Origin of the sequence: Mucilaginibacter lappiensis (assembly GCF_050433765.1) — a bacterium.
In the GTDB taxonomy this organism is placed as follows: Bacteria; Bacteroidota; Bacteroidia; order Sphingobacteriales; family Sphingobacteriaceae; genus Mucilaginibacter; species Mucilaginibacter lappiensis_A.
In genome coordinates, this window is record NZ_JBNPWP010000006.1 from 143058 (window position 1) to 160682 (window position 17625).

Annotated in this window: 17 protein-coding genes; 13 read left to right on the forward strand and 4 right to left on the reverse strand. The window is 38.7% G+C overall.

Annotated elements, in window-relative coordinates:
• Nucleotides 1-194 precede the first annotated feature (194 nt).
• The gene (locus M2273_RS19000) at nucleotides 195-398 is read right to left on the reverse strand and encodes a hypothetical protein (protein WP_429399340.1); all 204 of its coding nucleotides are present in this window, start codon (nucleotides 396-398) and stop codon (nucleotides 195-197) included.
• Nucleotides 399-680: 282 nt separating this feature from the next.
• Here M2273_RS19000 and M2273_RS19005 point away from each other — a divergent pair, with 282 nt between their 5' ends.
• From M2273_RS19005 to M2273_RS19050, 10 genes are all read left to right on the forward strand, one after another.
• Nucleotides 681-3062 (forward strand): GumC family protein, encoded by a 2382-nt coding sequence (locus M2273_RS19005; protein ID WP_429399341.1) that lies wholly within the window; start codon nucleotides 681-683, stop codon nucleotides 3060-3062.
• 24 nt (nucleotides 3063-3086) lie between these two features.
• A complete protein-coding gene (locus M2273_RS19010; RefSeq protein ID WP_429399342.1) occupies nucleotides 3087-4451 on the forward strand; it encodes a lipopolysaccharide biosynthesis protein in 1365 nt (454 codons plus the stop codon).
• A 25-nt stretch (nucleotides 4452-4476) separates the two neighbouring features.
• Entirely contained in the window at nucleotides 4477-5184 is a 708-nt protein-coding gene (locus M2273_RS19015; protein WP_429399343.1) for a CatB-related O-acetyltransferase, read from the forward strand.
• A 3-nt stretch (nucleotides 5185-5187) separates the two neighbouring features.
• On the forward strand, nucleotides 5188-5829 hold the full coding sequence (locus M2273_RS19020) for an acyltransferase (RefSeq protein WP_429399344.1): 642 nt from the start codon (nucleotides 5188-5190) through the stop codon (nucleotides 5827-5829).
• A 14-nt stretch (nucleotides 5830-5843) separates the two neighbouring features.
• Entirely contained in the window at nucleotides 5844-7106 is a 1263-nt protein-coding gene (locus M2273_RS19025) for a hypothetical protein (RefSeq protein WP_429399345.1), read from the forward strand.
• A gap of 7 nt (nucleotides 7107-7113) precedes the next feature.
• Complete coding sequence (locus tag M2273_RS19030) at nucleotides 7114-7875, forward strand: glycosyltransferase family 2 protein (protein WP_429399346.1); 762 nt, start codon at nucleotides 7114-7116, stop codon at nucleotides 7873-7875.
• A 24-nt stretch (nucleotides 7876-7899) separates the two neighbouring features.
• A complete protein-coding gene (locus M2273_RS19035; RefSeq protein ID WP_429399347.1) occupies nucleotides 7900-9201 on the forward strand; it encodes a glycosyltransferase family 4 protein in 1302 nt (433 codons plus the stop codon).
• A 1-nt stretch (nucleotide 9202) separates the two neighbouring features.
• Nucleotides 9203-10345, forward strand: coding sequence for a glycosyltransferase family 4 protein (locus M2273_RS19040; protein ID WP_429399348.1), 1143 nt, complete (start codon nucleotides 9203-9205; stop codon nucleotides 10343-10345).
• The gene (locus M2273_RS19045; protein ID WP_429399349.1) at nucleotides 10329-11054 is read left to right on the forward strand and encodes an acyltransferase; all 726 of its coding nucleotides are present in this window, start codon (nucleotides 10329-10331) and stop codon (nucleotides 11052-11054) included. Before M2273_RS19040 ends, M2273_RS19045 begins: the two co-directional genes overlap by 17 nt.
• Before the next feature lie 296 nt (nucleotides 11055-11350).
• A complete protein-coding gene (locus tag M2273_RS19050; RefSeq protein ID WP_429399570.1) occupies nucleotides 11351-11623 on the forward strand; it encodes a DapH/DapD/GlmU-related protein in 273 nt (90 codons plus the stop codon).
• Nucleotides 11624-11626: 3 nt separating this feature from the next.
• On the opposite strand, the gene M2273_RS19055 is transcribed toward M2273_RS19050, so the two are convergent.
• Nucleotides 11627-12292 carry an acyltransferase gene (locus tag M2273_RS19055; RefSeq protein WP_429399350.1) on the reverse strand — a complete coding sequence of 222 codons (666 nt, stop codon included), beginning with the start codon at nucleotides 12290-12292 and terminating at the stop codon, nucleotides 11627-11629.
• Between the two features lie 273 nt (nucleotides 12293-12565).
• Between M2273_RS19055 and M2273_RS19060 the strand changes: the two genes are divergently transcribed.
• Together M2273_RS19060 and M2273_RS19065 are read left to right on the forward strand one after the other, a co-directional pair.
• Nucleotides 12566-13726, forward strand: a complete 1161-nt coding sequence (locus M2273_RS19060; RefSeq protein WP_429399351.1) for a DUF1972 domain-containing protein — start codon at nucleotides 12566-12568, stop codon at nucleotides 13724-13726.
• A gap of 2 nt (nucleotides 13727-13728) precedes the next feature.
• Nucleotides 13729-14535 carry a polysaccharide biosynthesis/export family protein gene (locus M2273_RS19065; protein ID WP_429399352.1) on the forward strand — a complete coding sequence of 269 codons (807 nt, stop codon included), beginning with the start codon at nucleotides 13729-13731 and terminating at the stop codon, nucleotides 14533-14535.
• A gap of 108 nt (nucleotides 14536-14643) precedes the next feature.
• Here the strand turns inward: M2273_RS19065 and M2273_RS19070 are convergent, their stop codons facing one another.
• Together M2273_RS19070 and M2273_RS19075 are read right to left on the reverse strand one after the other, a co-directional pair.
• Complete coding sequence (locus M2273_RS19070; protein ID WP_429399353.1) at nucleotides 14644-15873, reverse strand: MFS transporter; 1230 nt, start codon at nucleotides 15871-15873, stop codon at nucleotides 14644-14646.
• A 27-nt stretch (nucleotides 15874-15900) separates the two neighbouring features.
• The gene (locus M2273_RS19075; protein WP_429399354.1) at nucleotides 15901-16560 is read right to left on the reverse strand and encodes a FadR/GntR family transcriptional regulator; all 660 of its coding nucleotides are present in this window, start codon (nucleotides 16558-16560) and stop codon (nucleotides 15901-15903) included.
• A gap of 249 nt (nucleotides 16561-16809) precedes the next feature.
• Between M2273_RS19075 and M2273_RS19080 the strand changes: the two genes are divergently transcribed.
• Nucleotides 16810-17619, forward strand: a complete 810-nt coding sequence (locus tag M2273_RS19080) for an SDR family oxidoreductase (RefSeq protein WP_429399355.1) — start codon at nucleotides 16810-16812, stop codon at nucleotides 17617-17619.
• Nucleotides 17620-17625: the final 6 nt, after the last annotated feature.

Sequence of the window (17625 nt, forward strand, 5' to 3'; positions counted from 1 at the left end):
ATTTATAGCCGAACGTTTTATTCATCTCTTAAGTGAACGAAATGAATGTTTGACCGATTATTCAGTAAATGAACACGGGTATACAGTAGGGGGGATATACGCGCAAAGGAGGGCTGGTATAGCTACGTAAAAGAGTTTAAGTCGTAATGTACATATTGCCGGTTTACAACCGCAAATACATTCGCTTGCTGCTTTTATAACAGACAACAAATAGATATTGCACAGATCAGTACATGAAAAACTCCCATCACCAACAGGTCTGATTGTTCATCAGTAAGTATACCGCCTGAAGCTTTAACATTTAACTTTCTTAATTTATAAACGCCATAAATGCCCGTAACAGTTGCTAAAACAACTCCGATTAACGCCACTTTATCGTTTAAAATACTATTTATCATTTCTCAGTTTTTTTTAAAGCCAGGGTCTCCTAAAAGATTATTATTAGTACATATATATATATTATGCTAATACATCGCATGTGTTTATTTTATTCATTATTATAAGTTTATTCACATTGTTCATTCTGTCTGTTTTGCCTTTAAATAGCCATTTCCAACTTAACTTTCCCATATCTAAACCCGTATTACTTGACAATTTGGTACGCATAAGGGTATTAATTATTCTTTATAATAAATAGTAAAAAGACTACCACAATACATTGACTTACATTAAAAAATCAGATGGATAACACAGATATTTTGGCCGAAAAACTTGATTTTACATACAAAAAAGAAGAAGGACCCAGCGATGTGAGAGGGCTAATAGCATTATGCATTAACTACTGGTACGTTTTTGTATCGAGTATTGTTGTATGCTCAATAGCCGCATTCATTTATATTCAGTATTATCCAAATCAATGGAGCATTGTTAGTAAGGTTATAGTTGAAGATGATCAGGGTACACCTGCAAAGGCCCTAACCAATGGTTTGAATGCTGACCTTGCCTCACTTTTTGATGTAAAGAGCAATGCAGATAATGAGGTTAAGATATTAAAATCAACAAGCCTTTTAAACAGGGTGGTTGCCAAGCTCGACCTGAATATTCATGTTTTGGACGATAACGGATTACAGAGCTTTGAATTATATAAAGATGCCCCTTTTACTGTAGCGGTAACCAATAACAAGAAAAATATCAAACTGATCAAATACAAAGTTAAGATACTGAATGATCAAAGCTTTAAACTGGAAAGCAGCAAGGAAGATCTGGATATTAACGGAGTATTTGGCAAACCCGTTAAGCTTAATCAATACACAGTAACTCTGAATAAAACCGACAAATTTAAACCATCTGGCGATTATAAACTGAGGATTCAGTCATTAAAGCAGGCCGAAAATGACCTTGCCGGAAATTTGAACGCAGGCCTGGATGATAAACAGGCTACTGTTATTAATCTTCAGCTAAGCTATGAAAACCCTGATCAGGGCGAACTGATATTACAAACATTGATGCAGATGTATTTGCAAAGTAACTTATCTAACAAGATACGTAAGGCAGACAGCACCATGAAGTTTATTGACACCCGCCTGGTTGTTGTTGGAGCCGAGTTGAACAAGGTTGAAAAAAGTTTGGAGCAGTATAAGGTACAGAACAAAATATCTGATATTAATGCACAGTCAAAGGCTCTTGTTGAAGGGGCAAATCAGTATCAGAGTAAACTTAATGATAACTCTGTACAGCTGGCTGTAGTAAATGATCTGTATAAATATGTTAATGATGCCAACAATCCACAGGTTGTGCCCAGCTCACTGATAACAAAAGATGTTGCATTTGGCTCGGCCATTAATGCTTACAATGAAATGCTTTTGCGCCGGGAGCAACTAAAATTAAACCTCACGGATAACAGCAATATCATCCAAAATCTTAATCAGCAAATTGAACTGGCCCGAAGATCATTGATGGCCAGTATAAAAAGCTTCCGTAATAGTTTGCAGGTTTCACAATCGGCATTCCAAAAACAAAACTCATTTATTCAGGGTAAAATTTCTGATGCCCCGGTTAAGGAAAGGATCTATTTAGATTATTCAAGGCAACAAAGTTTAAAGCAGGACCTTTATTTGTTTTTGCTTCAAAAAAGAGAAGAAACCGCCATTTCACAAACCGCGACTATTTCCAGTTGCCGCATATTGGATAATGCCGAAAGTGACGAAAAGCCCTATGCCCCTAAACAATCGGTTATATATTTAATTGGTTTGTTTGCCGGTATATTTTTACCTGCTGCCGGTTTAAGTATAAAAGAGATGCTTAATATCCGCATCAACAGCAAATCTGATATCGAAAAACACACCAGTGTACCCTTATTGGGCGAAATAAGCAGAAATGTGAACAAGAATAAATTGTTGATATACAATGATTTTCGCTCCATCATTTCCGAAGAGATCAGGGCTGTGCGTACTAACTTAAAGTATGTAACAGAAAAAGGAAAATCAAATGTGATCCTGTTCACTTCGAGCATGAGCGGTGAGGGGAAATCCTTTATATCCCTTAACCTGGGAAATTCAATAGCCATGTCGGGTAAAAAAGTTGTACTGCTTGAACTTGACCTCCGTAAGCCCAGGTTGTTAAAAAATATGGGGGTCGACAATGACTATGGCTTCACCAATTATGTGATCTCGGCCGAAGAGGATATTTGTAACCTCATCAAGCCATCCACTTTTAACGAGAATTTCTTTTTCATTTCATCAGGGCCCATTCCGCCAAATCCAACCGAGCTGTTAATGAATGACCGGTTGAAAATATTAATAGACGATCTGCGGACAAAGTTTGATTATGTGATCATTGACAGCGCACCGGTAGGGCTGGTATCAGACGCCCTGATCATTGAGGAGTTTGTTGACATCACTTGCTACGTAGTAAGGCAAAACTATACCTATAAATCGCAATTAGGTATTGTAAATGACCTGCATAAATCAAAGAAAGCAAAACATCTTTATTTGATCGTGAATGATATAGAGCTTAAAAAGAATGGCATTACGGGTTATGGACATGGTTATGGCCATTATGGTTATGAAATGATCGAAGAAAAGAACAACAAGCTGTCCTCTATTTTTACAAAAGCAAAATAAGGCGCCCGATTAAAATTAATGGTTATGTTACAGGTTATACAAAGCAATCTTCATCAATTTTTTAACAGGGGGCATGAACGTTCGGTAAAGGCAAAAAAAAATATTGTTCAATCGATATTTTTAAAAGGCGGCAGTGTCATTATATCTCTTACACTAATTCCGTTAACCATAAACTATATTAATCCAACACAATATGGTATGTGGTTAACACTAAGCTCGTTAATAACCTGGGCTGCTCTTTTTGATATGGGCTTAGGGAACGGACTTAAAAACAAACTGGCAGAATTTATGGCCCTGGGCGATGTTCAAAAGGCCCGCAGTTATGTAAGCTCAACCTATGCTATATTGATCGTTATTTCGCTGTTGCTGTTCATTTGTTTCTATTTTATTAATCCATACATCAAATGGCACCGCATCTTAAACGTTCAGGATAAGGGCAGTACCGATCTGAACCATTTGGTATTGATCATATTCGCTTTTTTTTGCTTTCAGTTTGTAATACAGCTTATCAATACGGTATTAACAGCCAACCAGGCCCCGGCTAAGTTTGCGTTTTTAAACCTGGTAGCTCAGGTATTAACATTGGTAGCCATAGTATGCCTCATTAGGTTTCACAAACAAGGTTCTTTAACAGATTTGGTTATTATTATAGCAGGAGTACCTTTAATAGCACTCCTTGCTGGGAGTATATGGTTTTATAAAGGCAGTTATAAACAAATTGCGCCTACTATAAGCTATATAAATTTCAGGCACGCCAAGGAGTTGTTAAGTGTTGGCGGCGGATTTTTTATTATTCAAATATGCGCGCTGGTATTTTACGAAACTGATAATATTGTTATCGCCCAGTTATTTGGTCCAAAGGAAGTAACCACTTTTAATGTGGTATATAAGCTTTTCTCTATAGTGCTGATGCTTTTTGTTATTGTGATAACACCATTTTGGAGCGCATTTACCGAAGCTTATATTAAAAACGATTATGAATGGATCAAAAATGCCATTAACAAAATAAATAAGCTGTGGGTAGCGCTGAGCTTTTGCACGGTATTATTGCTTATTGTTTCGCCCTTTATCTACAGTTTATGGTTGGGTAAAAGTGTTACAGTTCCTTTAACCTTATCAATAGCTATGTGCTTATATACCATAACCAATATTTGGCAAGCTATATATGTTCAGCTTTTAAACGGGATAGGTAAAATAAAACTACAGTTATATCTAACTACAATAGGGGCCATTTTAAACATTCCATTGGCAATTGTGCTGGGTAATGTATTTGGAATTGCGGGTGTAACACTTGCAAATGCTATTCTGTTTATCATTATGGGCATAGCATTTTCGGTTCAGGCAGGTAAAATAATTAATAAAACCGCTACGGGTATTTTTAACGCCTAAGCAAGGGTTTATCATAACAAAAAGTATGAAAGAATACATCGACAAAACATTTATGATGAACCCTTTGGGCGAATATTTTAAGTGGCTTAAATGTAAGGTAACCTACCAGGTACGGTATTGGGGCAAACATTTCAGGATAGGCTATTTAAGCACAATTGATAACAGCAGCTTTGGCAGGTATAATATAATAGGCAGCCATTGTGTGGTAAGTAATTGCACACTTGGCGATTTTTCTTACATAAACAGCTATAGCTATATTTTATATACCACCATTGGGCGGTATTGTTCTATTGGGCCTAATGTAAAGATGGCTCCGGGTAAACACCCAACTTCGGTTTTTGTAAGTACGCACCCGGTTACTTTTAACAATCAGGGTAACTTATTAAAAAACTATTGTACAGAGCAAAAATTTAAGAACCACCAATCTGTAACCCTGGGGAACGATGTATGGATTGGTGCCAATGCAATTATCATTGATGGGATAAATATTGCAAATGGAGCTGTTATAGCCGCCAATTCGGTAGTAGTTAAGGATGTTGGCGCTTATGAAGTTGTTGGGGGGAATCCGGCAAAGCTTATTAAAAAACGATTTGATGATGTACAGATAAAATATCTGCAGGAAACAGCGTGGTGGAACAATGATGAAGCCTGGGTACAAAGCAATATTTCAAGATTCTGGAATATAGAAGATTTTATGGAGCCCACTAAAGTAGAACACGTTAAAGCGGTTTGACCTATGTATGTTATCAGAAAGTTATACAGACTATTACGGGTTGTTTACTATAAAACAGCGCGTATATATTCATGGCTCATCAGCAGTTTTAAGTTTTACTTAAACGGGGTAAAGTTCCATCGTGATTTTATAGGTTTTGGTATCCCAATACTGGATATTAATATGAAAGGTAGTTTTTCAATAGGCAAAAGGTTCAGGTTTAATAGTGGTAAATATCATGCTATGGGCGGGCGACAGCAGCAGTGCTATTTTGTGGTTGCTAAAGGGGGTGAACTCACCATTGGCGATAATGTAGGGGTTACATCGGTAGCTTTAATATGCCATAATAAAATAAGTATAGGCAACAACGTGAAAATAGGGATCAATACGGTTATCTACGATACTGATTTTCATTCGCTGGATGCCAGGATGAGGAACAGTTATCCCGAAAGGCTGGATGGTGTAAAATCAAAGCCGGTAATTGTACATGATGGTGCTTTTATAGGTGGGCACAGCACTATCTTAAAAGGAGTAACCATTGGTAAAAACTCCATAGTAGGCGCTGGTTCGGTAGTGTTTGAAGATATACCTGATGAACAGGTTTGGGCCGGCAACCCGGCCAGGTATGTGCGTGATAATTACAAGTATGATTATGCAAGGGTTTAAAACAGATATTTAAAATGATCAACCGGATATATCCATTTTTATTGCTGATCCTGATCCTGGCTTCGTTTTTCCATGTGCAGGCCATTGTGTTAGGCATTTCGCTGGTAATTATTTTTATGCCGTTAAAGCAGCATTTGGCAGTAATAAAGACGACCAGGATTTTTGCAGCTTTATTGCTGCCTGCTATACTTGGGTTAATAGCCGGTTACCAAAACAGTAATTATCTCATTTTAAAAGACCTTTACTATTTTGCCATCCCGGTATTATTTATACTGGCCGGAATTGTGCTTGCCTGCCGCGTTGATATCGAAGCGTTTTTAAAAACACTGGTTTTTGCAGGGGTGCTTACCTCTGTAATGGTAACGGGCATATCCATATCATATATGGGGTTTGGCGCTCTGCTCGACCCGTACTCTGCGCATTATGCTATGGGCATTATAGGTGCACCCGGACCGCCAATAGCATTAGCCTGCCTGTTATTTACCTGGAAGTTTAACATCAGGTTATTCAGATCGCGCTGGTTTAATTTATTTGTGGCTATAAATGCTTTTGGCGTTTATATGTGTGCTTCCCGCACCTATGTTATCATCATGGGGTGTTTTATGCTGCTGCTTGTTGCCGATAAAGTAAAAAAGATGTGGGTAATACCTACAATATTTGTGATGATCATGATCGCCTTCCTGATACCTACTGATATTTTTAAGGCAACCTCGTCAGAAACATTTATGAGCAAAATGCTGGGCTCATTTAATGAACTTAAAATGGGCGATTATAATACAGAACAAGATATCAACCTGAAGTATCGTGGTTATGAATCATTCATGGCGCTTAAAGGGTACGCGGAAGGCGATACAAAAGATTGGATATTTGGTGGTCTGGGTAAATTAATTGACCTCAAAACCTTTGTAAGACTGGGCGAGGATACCGATTTTCAATACATCCCGGTGTTGCATAATGGCTGGTTGTATATTCTGGTAAAAACAGGTATAGTGGGTGTGGTAACCTATATTCTGGTGTTTTTTGGTTTGATAATTACAAACTGGAAAAAATACGCGGATGCGAAAGGTAAGCCAGCCATCAGGATGTTTGCTGCCCTTACTATTGGCTGCATTTTTAGCTTATTGCTTACCAACTACATTGTAACCGCGCTTTTTAATGTAGAAATGTGCATTATAATGATTACGCTGGGTTACAGCTATCTTAATTTTAATTCACTGGTTTTCAGGCTAAAGGAACGTGAAAAGGCTATTGTTCTTGAATACGCAAAAGCTTACTGATATAAATATGGAAACACTTGCAGATACCCCCAAAGTAACCATTATTACGGTAGTATATAATGCACAGGCTACCATTGAAGATACCATATTGAGTGTTATTCATCAAACCTATACCAACCTGGAGTATATTATTGTTGATGGTGGTTCAACCGATGGAACAATAAAAATCATTAACAGGTACCTGGACAGGATCGCCCGTTTTATAAGTGAACCCGATAAAGGTATAGCTGATGGGTTTAACAAAGGTATAGCAATGGCAACAGGCGACTGGATCGGAATGATCAATGCAGACGACTGGTATGCACTAAATGCCGTAGAGCTTATGATGAACAACAGATCGGCAAATGATGATGTGTGCTGTGGCAATATTATGCTGATTGGGAAAAACGGTTTTGAACGCAGCAAAAAAAGCAAGGTGAGCTGGCTAAACTTTGGGATGTACATTATGCACCCTACCTGCTTTATAAAAAAGGAAGTTTATCAAAAAGTAGGTATGTATGATACCGGCTTAAAAATAGCCATGGATTTTGATATGTTCCTAAGGATAAAGGATAACGGATTCAAAATTAAACATATCGATGAAACAGTGGCTTATATGCGCACTGATGGAGTAAGTAGTAATACCGTAAAAATGCACCGGGAAGAGCTGGCTGTAATGCGCAGGCACCTGAAGGGATTAAGCTATTTCAATTCATGGATATTTAATTATTTAAACAGGCTACGATGGAAATATTTTTATAAAGACCCACTACGCACACAATTAAACTGATACCCTAAAATAAATACCCCTGTAATGGAAAAAAAGATCCTCATATCCGCTTATGCCATATCTCCGGTTAAAGGTTCAGAGTATGGCGCCGCCTGGAATACCGTAACACATTTGGCCAGTCAGCATGAATTATGGGTGCTTTATGGCATGTCTGATGATCATATGGGTGATACGCAAACCCTCAGGAATTATATAAAAGATACCCCTTTGGCATCTGTTACTTTTATTGAAGTAAAGGGTGGGCGCCTTGCTACATGCATCAATATGCTCAATAAAGTGGGTTTGGGATGGTTTTTTTACTTTGCTTATTATCTGTGGCAAAAAAAGGCATTAAAGGCCGCGCGCCAGGTTTTAAAAACTGTTGATATAGATGTAGTACACCAATTGGGGCCAATAGGGTTCAGGGAGCCCGGATTTTTAGCAAAGCTGAATAAACCCATGGTGTGGGGGCCTATAGGAGGGATGAATATCATTAATCAGGAATTGCTAAAGGGCAAGCCATTGTTAACAAGGATAAAGTTTTCAGTTAAAAATGCGATCAATCACTTTCAGATCAATTACTCAAAAAGGATTAGAGAAGCATTTTCACAAGCTGATGTTTTGATAGCTGCTACATCGGCAGGACAGCAAATCATCTGGGAAAAATTTGGCATTGAAAGTTATTATTTGCCCGAACAGGGCATTGTAAACCATACGTTCCTTGACGAGGCAAAATTTGACCACATTGGGCAACAGGTACAATTGGTTTGGTCGGGCAGCCTTATTGAACGAAAGAATTTTGCCATGTGCTTAGATGCATTGGCCGGTGTTAAACATTGGAATTGGATACTTAACGTATTGGGCAATGGGCCTTTAATGGAAAAACTACAGGAAAAAGTTGCTGAGCTAAACTTAAAGGATCGTATTGTGTGGCATGGTCATTTGCCTCGTAAAGATGCCATCCACATCATGTCTGCCGCTCATGTGCACATCATTACCAGTATAGCCGAAGATAATCCGGCTGTGATCTTTGAAGCATTGACCTATGGCGTACCAACTTTAACCATTGATCATTGTGGCATGGGCGACGTGATCTGCAGCAAATGCGGCATAAAAATAAAGCCGGATACTTATAACGCCATGGTTGGTAATATGAGCCGTGCACTAAACAGACTGCTCAGAAGCCCCCATGAACTGGTGGAACGCGCACAAACCACATTGATATGTGCTGATGAACACAGCTGGGAGAAAAGATTATCTAAACTGAATAATATATATAACCATGCTATCCTGGCACACGGCAGGCGTTTTAATTCATCATCGATTCAAACCTCCATAACTGCCTGATATGCTTTTAGTAAATCACCATAAAAAAATAAAATTGGGCATTGATGCCAAATGGTTCTTCAAGGGGCCGCCAAGTGGTAATATGGTGGTAAAAAACCTGGTGAACGAAATGGTAAATAACAATGATGAACAATTTGAGCTTTACCTGCTTATAACCAGGGATTTTAAAAAACAGGCACTTGATTATTTTCCGGCTCATGTAAAGCTCATTTTTTTGCCGGTAATTCCAAACCTGTTATCAAACATGTTACTGGTACCGTGGATTGCACGCATATATGGATTGGAAGCTATGCTTTATCAAAATTTTAGCAGTTTGTGGCCGCAGGCACTATGTAAAATAGTGTACATACATGATGTTTTGTTTTTAGACTATCCCCAATATTATTCAGGTTCAGAATTGAGGTATTTCAAAGAGATGAAACGTTTGGCAGCCAGGGCCGATATGATCATCACCATATCAAATTCAGAAAAAGAGCGGCTGGTAAAAAATAAAGTAGCCAGTGAAAACAGGATAGCGGTTGTATACCACGGCATTAACCGCGACTTTAAAACATTAGCAAATTATCCTGGCGAAATGGTGAACGCTTTAGCGCTTAAATACCGTTTGCCCTCCAAATATTTGTTATATGTTGGGCGGGTAAACATCCGCAAAAATATTGCCCGCCTGGTGAGCGCCTTAAATATGCTCGATGATAAAGCGATAAAACTGGTAATTGTTGGTGAACTGGGTAATGATATAACCGTATTGAAGAACCATATTACAGAAGAAGGTCTTGCACACAGGATAATATTCACAGGTCATGTACCAGAGAGCGACCTGTATTTAATTTATGCTAATGCCACTGTTTTTTGTTTCCCATCATACGCTGAAGGTTTTGGCCTTCCACCTTTAGAGGCCATGCAATGTGGTGTGCCGGTTATTGTATCAAAACGTACTGCACTGCCCGAGGTTTGTGGGGATGCGGCCATTTATATTGATCCTGATGACGCGGAGGATATAGCAGAAAAGATAAACTTTTTATTGAACGATGTTAACCTGTATAATAAAAAGGTAACGGACGGGATAAATCATGCTAAAAAGTTCTCCTGGCAAATATCAGCAAACGGAATACTAAAATTAATTGGCGATGCATACATTAATTGAAAACGTAATACGCAAGCTCAAGAACAATCCTGAGTATAAGTTCGAAAACAACTATAGTTTCAGAGAGTTGTCAGTTATTTTATGGGATAGGGGCACGCAATTATCGCGCGGCGCCTGGAAAAAGTTGTTTTTCAAAAAATCAAGCGGCCTGGTATTTATAGGGTCGCATGTGGTAATTAATCATACGTATTTGTTCACTGCAGGTAAAAACCTCATCATTGAGGATAATGTTTATATCAATGCCTTGTCGGCCGAGGGGATCATGATAAAGAATAATGTATCCATTGCCCGTAATTGTACGCTGATATGTACCGGCGTAATTGCACAAAAAGGTAAGGGGATAATTATAGGCAATAACAGTGGCATCAATGCCGGTACGTATTTAGGTGGTCAGGGAGGAATTGAAATTGGCGATAATGTGATCATAGGGCCCGGTGTTAAGATCTTTTCTGAAAACCATAATTTTTCTGATTGTAATGTTAACATAAAAGACCAGGGAGTAACCAGGAACGGGGTTTTTATTAATAACAATTGCTGGATAGGCGCTGGTGTAACCATACTGGCCGGTGTAACCATTGGCGAAGGCTGTGTAATTGCGGCCGGCAGCATTGTTACAAAAACCGTTGCCCCACATTCTATAGTGGCTGGGGTACCCGGCCGGGTATTAAAAAAACGAGGTGAACTGCTTAGCCAGGAAATTCCGGTGTAACTTTTAAGCTGTAAAATATTATAATGATCAGGAACAATTTCAATAAATTCAAAGGTTCGCTTCTTTATATCATTTGTGAGGTGATTGGCTGGTTACCGTTCCATACACTGCGAATTTTATTACTGCGGATACTAAAAGCAAAAATAAACTGGCGGGTTGGTATATACAGAGGGTTCGAGATCCGGAGCCCCTGGAAATTGAAAATAGGCAAGGGTAGTGTGGTAGGACACAATGCTTTGCTTGATGCCCGGATGGGTTTAACCATTGGTTGTAATGTAAATATTAGTAATGAGGTAATGATATGGACACTTCATCATGACTATAATGATGCTAATTTTGCTCAGATAGGGCAGGCCGTAATTATTGAAGATTATGTTTGGCTATGCTCACGCTGCATTATATTACCCGGCGTTACAATTGGCAGGGGGGCTGTAGTTGCAGCGGGCGCAGTTGTTACCAAAAGTGTACCACCTTATACTGTGGTAGGCGGTGTACCTGCCAAACAAATAACTAAACGAAACGAAGGGCTTATTTATAACCTAAGTGATGCGGTTTTACCAATCATTTAGCATTTAATACCACCATTTAATATCTGTTTTTAATACCCGCATCGGGTTTCCGCCGAAAATAGAATTTTCACCGCTCAGTTTTTTAGTAACCAATGAATTTGCGGCCACAACACTGCCCGATGGTATTACTGCTCCCTTTAAAATGGTACACTTACAAGCCACCCAAACGTTATCGCCAATAATAATTTCTTTTGGATGATTAAATACTTCTCCTGTTTCATCTGCAATATGATGAAAATCAGTATCCATAACTAATGATTCCCATGATATACCGCTGTGATTGCCAATCTCAATCTTTTTTGCGGCAACAAGCGCACATTCTGTGCTCATATTAAAATCATCACCAATAATCAGTTCTGCATTTTTTGCAACGTTAATTTTGCAGCCATGCATAATAAATGCTCTTCCATTAAAAACAACATCACCGTAAACTTCCCATATAGCTCTTGACCTCTTGAAATCAGCTATGCCAATAGCTCCATAGCCAATTTGAATCAGGGCGGTTTTTATGGGAGCATTAATAATTACCCGGCCTTTTGTTTTGTACAAAAAAACATTACTGGATATTAAAACCGGAAATTTTATGGCTGTTTTAAAAGGGAAATATCTAAAGTTAAAGATGATGGTTTTCAGATTGATCCTCCTTAGGAATTTTAACACTTTAATCATTGTTTGTTAGTTATTATTTCGGGCGAGTAATATGCATAAGTATAATAATTTTTTTATAAAAAAATATTATATTTTTCATTCATTCCGTTCACTTCTCTATTTATTTTGTTCACTACAATTCTATCCATCCCGTTTATTCACATGGCCTAAAAACGCAGCTTTTGGGTGTGTTTATGCGTATAATTATACATGGTTTGATCAAAAGAATTAACTGATGACCCGAGCCTTGAAATACTGATTCATTTTTAATAAAAGTATTAAATATATATTATTATGCGTATAGCTATCATCGGAACCAGGGGAATTCCGAACCACTACGGCGGCTTTGAACAATGCGCCGAATATTTAGCGGCGGGCTTAGTCAGGAAGGGTTATGAGGTGGTGGTTTACAACTCTCATAACCACCCTTATCAGGAAAAAACCTGGAATTCTGTTGAAATATGCCATTGCCATGATCCTGAATACAAATTAGGAACAATAGGGCAGTTCTTGTACGATTATAATTGTATAAAAGATTTAAGGAAAAAGAAGTTCGACGTTATCCTTCAGTTAGGATATACCAGCAGTTCGGTATGGGGATGGCTTTTACCCCGAAATGCAGTTGTTACTACCAACATGGACGGGCTGGAGTGGACAAGATCAAAATATGCTAAACCTGTTCAGGCATTTTTACGGTTTGCCGAAAAACTTGCTGTTAGATACAGTGACTTTTTAATTGCCGATTCTACAGAGATACAAAGGTATATCGAGAATAAATACAACAAAAAATCATGCTATATACCCTACGGTGCCGAAATATTTGATCAGCCTGATACTGCTGTGCTTGATGAGTATAAGCTGCAAGTAAATCAATACGATATGCTGATTGCCAGAATGGAACCTGAAAATAGTATTGAAACAATTTTAGATGGTGTGGTTAAAGCCGATACCGACCGGAAGTTTTTGGTTATAGGTAGCACCAACAATGATTATGGTACCTATCTAAGAGCAAAATTTAGTTATTTTGATAATATTATATTTTGCGAAGGTATTTATAATATGAATAAACTCAATAATTTGAGATATTATTCTAATTTATATTTTCATGGCCACACAGTTGGGGGTACCAACCCATCATTACTTGAAGCAATGGCTTCCAATAGCCTGATTTGCTCCAATGATAATAAGTTTAACCGTGCTATTCTTCAGAATGATGCTTTGTATTTTTCTAATGCCGATGATATTACTTACCACTTACTTACCGGGAACAAAAGCGAATCGCGTTACCTGCAGGTACTGGCAAACAATAAACAAAAGATAATAGATAATTATACCTGCGAAACCATTATCAACTCCTATGCAGATCATTTTGAATCTATAGTGTCAGCGCGCGTAAAAATTTATCAACCCAAGGAGCTTGGAACTGAGGTATCGTTTCTTTTAGAAAATTCATAAATATGTATATAAATAAACCATTAAATTATTTGCCGGTATTTTTTGCGGTAAGTGTACTTGTTGTGTTTTTAAGTTCGTGTTCATACAAGCAAAATCAGGGATATTTTGAAAGAAATTCCAGGGAACAGCAAACGCCGGTTAAAATAGATGATTACAAACCGACTGAATATAAAATTAAAACAGGAGATATACTGCAGGTAAGGAACCTGCAAAGTATTAAATTGATCACTGACGAAGCCTCCTCAACCGGGGTGGCTGATCAGGGGGCATCAGGAAGTGGTTCACAGGCATTGGATTACCAGATAGAAAGCGACGGAACTATTGCCTTACCTGTAATAGGTAGGGTGCCGGTTGCTGGTTTATCAAGGTTGGAAACATCAAAAAAGTTAGATGACCTCTACCGTCAAAATGTACTTAAAAACCCCATTATTGAAGTTAAGGTTATCAATTTAAAAGCTACCTTGATGGGCGAGGTAAAAAAACCAGGTAATTATGCGCTGTTGAAAGATGAAACTACCCTGATGGAAATACTTGGCGAAGCGGGCGGCCTTACAGAAAAAGGGAATGAAAAGAAGGTTAAAATTTTAAGGGGCGGGGGGCTGCAAAGCAAGCAAATAATTGAGGTTGATCTGGATGATGTTGCTGCTTTATCAAATCCATCAACTATTATTCAAAACCAGGATATTATTTATGTTGAACAAAACAGGCGCGCTATACGTAACGATAAGATAAACACTATTACAACGTTTGCACAACCTGCATTACTTTTGCTGAACACGGCTTTAATTATTCTAACACTCAGAAAATAAATTTAGCCCTACATCCTAAACCTGATTACTATTAAGTAAACTACAAACAAAATACCCGGAAATTAGCTTACCCGGGTATTTATGTGTAATGTTGTTTTGGTCTTATTGTCAGGCAATTTTCTTTCTTTTTACTTCAAGGTTAGGTAAAAACGCTGTCAGGATGCCAATCAATGGTAAATATGCGCATACATGAAAAACATAATTGATGCTGGTACTGTCGGCCAGTTTACCAAGTACGGCAGATCCTAAACCGCCCATACCAAAAGCAAACCCGAAAAACAGACCGGCTATCATACCCACTTTTCCAGGCATCAGCTCTTGTGCGTAAACCAATATGGCCGAGAAAGCCGAAGAAATGATAAGGCCAATAATCATGGAAAGGATGGTTGTCCAGTATAAATTGGCATAAGGTAGCATCATGGTAAATGGAGCAACCCCAAGTATGGATATCCAAATAATGTATTTACGGCCAAAACGGTCGCCCAGTGGTCCACCGGCCATTGTACCTGCCGCAACCGCACCCAGGAAAATAAATAAATGAATTTGTGAGCTTTGCACGCTCAGATGAAACTTATCTATCAGGTAAAAAGTGTAATAACTGGTCATGCTGGCCAGGTAAAAGTATTTGGAAAAAATGAGCACGATCAGGATCCCTAAAGAAATGGAAACCCGTCTTGCAGAAAAAGGATGTTTTTCAACCTGTACCTTCTCAACCTTTGTTTTAGGTATGATGGCACCCTTATACCAATTGCCAATGTACGCCAAAATGATGATGGCTAATAAGGCAAATAATGAAAACCACATTACACTGCCCTGCCCAAATCTAACTATGATTAATGCAGCCAGTAACGGGCCTAAAGCGCTGCCCGCATTGCCACCAAGCTGAAAAATGGATTGTGCCAATCCTCTTTTGCCGCCAGATGCCAGGTGCGCTACTCTTGATGATTCCGGATGAAAGATAGATGAACCTATCCCTATTAGGCCTACTGATAACAATAACCAATAAAAACCAGAGGCAACAGCCAGGCACATTAAACCCAATAAAGTGAAACCCATACCTATCGACAAAGAATACGGTTTGGGCTTTTTATCGGTATACATGCCTACAAAAGGTTGTAAGAGCGAGGCTGTAAGTTGATAGGTTAGTGTAATGAGCCCAATATCACTAAAGCTTAAATTATACTTTGTTTTAACCAGCGGATAAATAGAGGGTATAAGAGATTGCAGCATATCGTTTAGCAAATGCGACAGGCTGATGGTAAAAAGAATGGAATACACCGTTTTCTCGGCTATGGATTTGGCTTGTTCCAAAGGTTGGGCTATTGAATTATTCGTCATATCATCTGATGATTTAAGGTAAAAAAATTATCGTTTTATAATTTGCGTAATACAGTTCCAGGCTTTTTTGCCATCTCGGGCCTTAATGCTTTCGTAAAGCTCTTCATGTAACATATCAGTTTCTCTAAATTTATCCATATTAACATGGATCTTTAAAAACCAGGTTTTAAGCTGTAATGAAAATGATTGATATAAGTCTGTCAGGATCGGATTACCGGCAGCCTCGGCAATGCTCATATGGAAATCAATATCAGCCTGAATACAATCTTCCAACGGACCTGTTTTTGCCAGGGCGTTTCGTTTATCAAGCATGGCTTTTATCTTTTTGATACCGGCATCTGTGTGGTTGGCAGCGGCCTTTTCGGCTATTTTCATTTCAAGCAACTGGCGCACTTCGTCAAGGTCTTGCGCTTCGGCACGTTTTAAACGTTGATGAAATGGTTCTGTAATACCCACATGGGCTTCAACAAAAGTACCAACACCCTGTTGTACCCTTAATAAGCCCGAATTGGCCAGGATTCGGATGGCCTCGCGCACAGATGAACGTCCAACACCAAATTGTTTCATCAATTCGGGCTCAATAGGGAGTTGTTCACCCACTTTGTAGTTGTTGGCGGCAATAGCTGCACGCAGTTGTTCGGCAACCTCTTCGGCAAGTGATCTTTTGTTAATAATGCTATTCATCATATCATCTGATGATCAAAGGTGGCAGTTATATTTCAAAGAAAAAAACTTTTTTTAAAATGATGAAAAACATTGCTGTTCTATGAGAAACCGGCCTTATCAACATTACTGATTTGTTAAATTAACCTGTTGTAAATCCCCAAATTAGGGTACATTCTTTAATGTGCAATATTTTTAAATTTGTCGGCCGATAAATCATAATTTCACGGTTCAAATTATCAGGCACAAAAATCATTGCATATTAATTAAGAAATGAAAAAAATAATTTTGGTAACCGGGGCTTCATCTGGTTTAGGCTTAGCTACGGCCAATGCACTTTCGGCTCAGGGACATACAGTTTACGGCACCAGCCGCGATATAAAACGTATAAAGGATGTATCATTTACCCCACTACAAATGGATGTTACCGATGATGCATCGGTAAATGCGGCGATCGAAAAAATTATAAAAGCCGAAGGGAAGATAGATGTATTAGTGAACAATGCAGGCAACGGAATTACAGGGCCACTGTATGCCATGCCCGTTGACGCTGCTAAGAAACAGTTTGAAGTGAACTTTTTTGGTGTGGTACGGGTATGCAGCGCCGTTTTGCCCGGCATGATCGAAAAAAAGCAGGGTCTGGTGATCAACATAGGTTCATTGGCAGGTTTGTTTGGCTTGCCATACCAGGGTTTATACAGTGCCTCAAAATTTGCTATTGAAGGTTATTCACAAAGCCTGCGCATGGAGCTGCAAAATACAGGTGTTAAAGTATCGGTGATTAATCCCGGCGATTTTAAAACAGACTTTACCGGCAGCCGTGAAAAATTACCATTTACCTTGCCAAACGAAAAACTTAAAAAAGAATTTGAAGCTGCTGTAGCCAGCATGGAAAAAGACGAAAGCATTGGTGGCGATCCTGGTAAAGTAGCAGCACAGGTTTGTAAAATAGTAGCCAAAGCTAACCCCGCTCACAACTACCTGGTAGGCGCACTTGGGCAAACTATTGTGCCTACACTTAAAGCCATATTGCCGGGCTCTATTTTTGTAAAACTGATGAATGATCATTACGGTATAAAATAATCATTC

What these genes read in the sequence shown, in the direction of transcription:
- M2273_RS19000 (WP_429399340.1), bottom strand. Translation starts at nt 398, where the DNA reads ATGATAAATAGTATTTTAAACGATAAAGTGGCGTTAATCGGAGTTGTT.
- M2273_RS19005 (WP_429399341.1), top strand. Translation starts at nt 681, where the DNA reads ATGGATAACACAGATATTTTGGCCGAAAAACTTGATTTTACATACAAA.
- M2273_RS19010 (WP_429399342.1), top strand. Translation starts at nt 3,087, where the DNA reads ATGTTACAGGTTATACAAAGCAATCTTCATCAATTTTTTAACAGGGGG.
- M2273_RS19015 (WP_429399343.1), top strand. Translation starts at nt 4,477, where the DNA reads ATGAAAGAATACATCGACAAAACATTTATGATGAACCCTTTGGGCGAA.
- M2273_RS19020 (WP_429399344.1), top strand. Translation starts at nt 5,188, where the DNA reads ATGTATGTTATCAGAAAGTTATACAGACTATTACGGGTTGTTTACTAT.
- M2273_RS19025 (WP_429399345.1), top strand. Translation starts at nt 5,844, where the DNA reads ATGATCAACCGGATATATCCATTTTTATTGCTGATCCTGATCCTGGCT.
- M2273_RS19030 (WP_429399346.1), top strand. Translation starts at nt 7,114, where the DNA reads ATGGAAACACTTGCAGATACCCCCAAAGTAACCATTATTACGGTAGTA.
- M2273_RS19035 (WP_429399347.1), top strand. Translation starts at nt 7,900, where the DNA reads ATGGAAAAAAAGATCCTCATATCCGCTTATGCCATATCTCCGGTTAAA.
- M2273_RS19040 (WP_429399348.1), top strand. Translation starts at nt 9,203, where the DNA reads ATGCTTTTAGTAAATCACCATAAAAAAATAAAATTGGGCATTGATGCC.
- M2273_RS19045 (WP_429399349.1), top strand. Translation starts at nt 10,329, where the DNA reads ATGCATACATTAATTGAAAACGTAATACGCAAGCTCAAGAACAATCCT.
- M2273_RS19050 (WP_429399570.1), top strand. Translation starts at nt 11,351, where the DNA reads ATGATATGGACACTTCATCATGACTATAATGATGCTAATTTTGCTCAG.
- M2273_RS19055 (WP_429399350.1), bottom strand. Translation starts at nt 12,292, where the DNA reads ATGATTAAAGTGTTAAAATTCCTAAGGAGGATCAATCTGAAAACCATC.
- M2273_RS19060 (WP_429399351.1), top strand. Translation starts at nt 12,566, where the DNA reads ATGCGTATAGCTATCATCGGAACCAGGGGAATTCCGAACCACTACGGC.
- M2273_RS19065 (WP_429399352.1), top strand. Translation starts at nt 13,729, where the DNA reads ATGTATATAAATAAACCATTAAATTATTTGCCGGTATTTTTTGCGGTA.
- M2273_RS19070 (WP_429399353.1), bottom strand. Translation starts at nt 15,873, where the DNA reads ATGACGAATAATTCAATAGCCCAACCTTTGGAACAAGCCAAATCCATA.
- M2273_RS19075 (WP_429399354.1), bottom strand. Translation starts at nt 16,560, where the DNA reads ATGATGAATAGCATTATTAACAAAAGATCACTTGCCGAAGAGGTTGCC.
- M2273_RS19080 (WP_429399355.1), top strand. Translation starts at nt 16,810, where the DNA reads ATGAAAAAAATAATTTTGGTAACCGGGGCTTCATCTGGTTTAGGCTTA.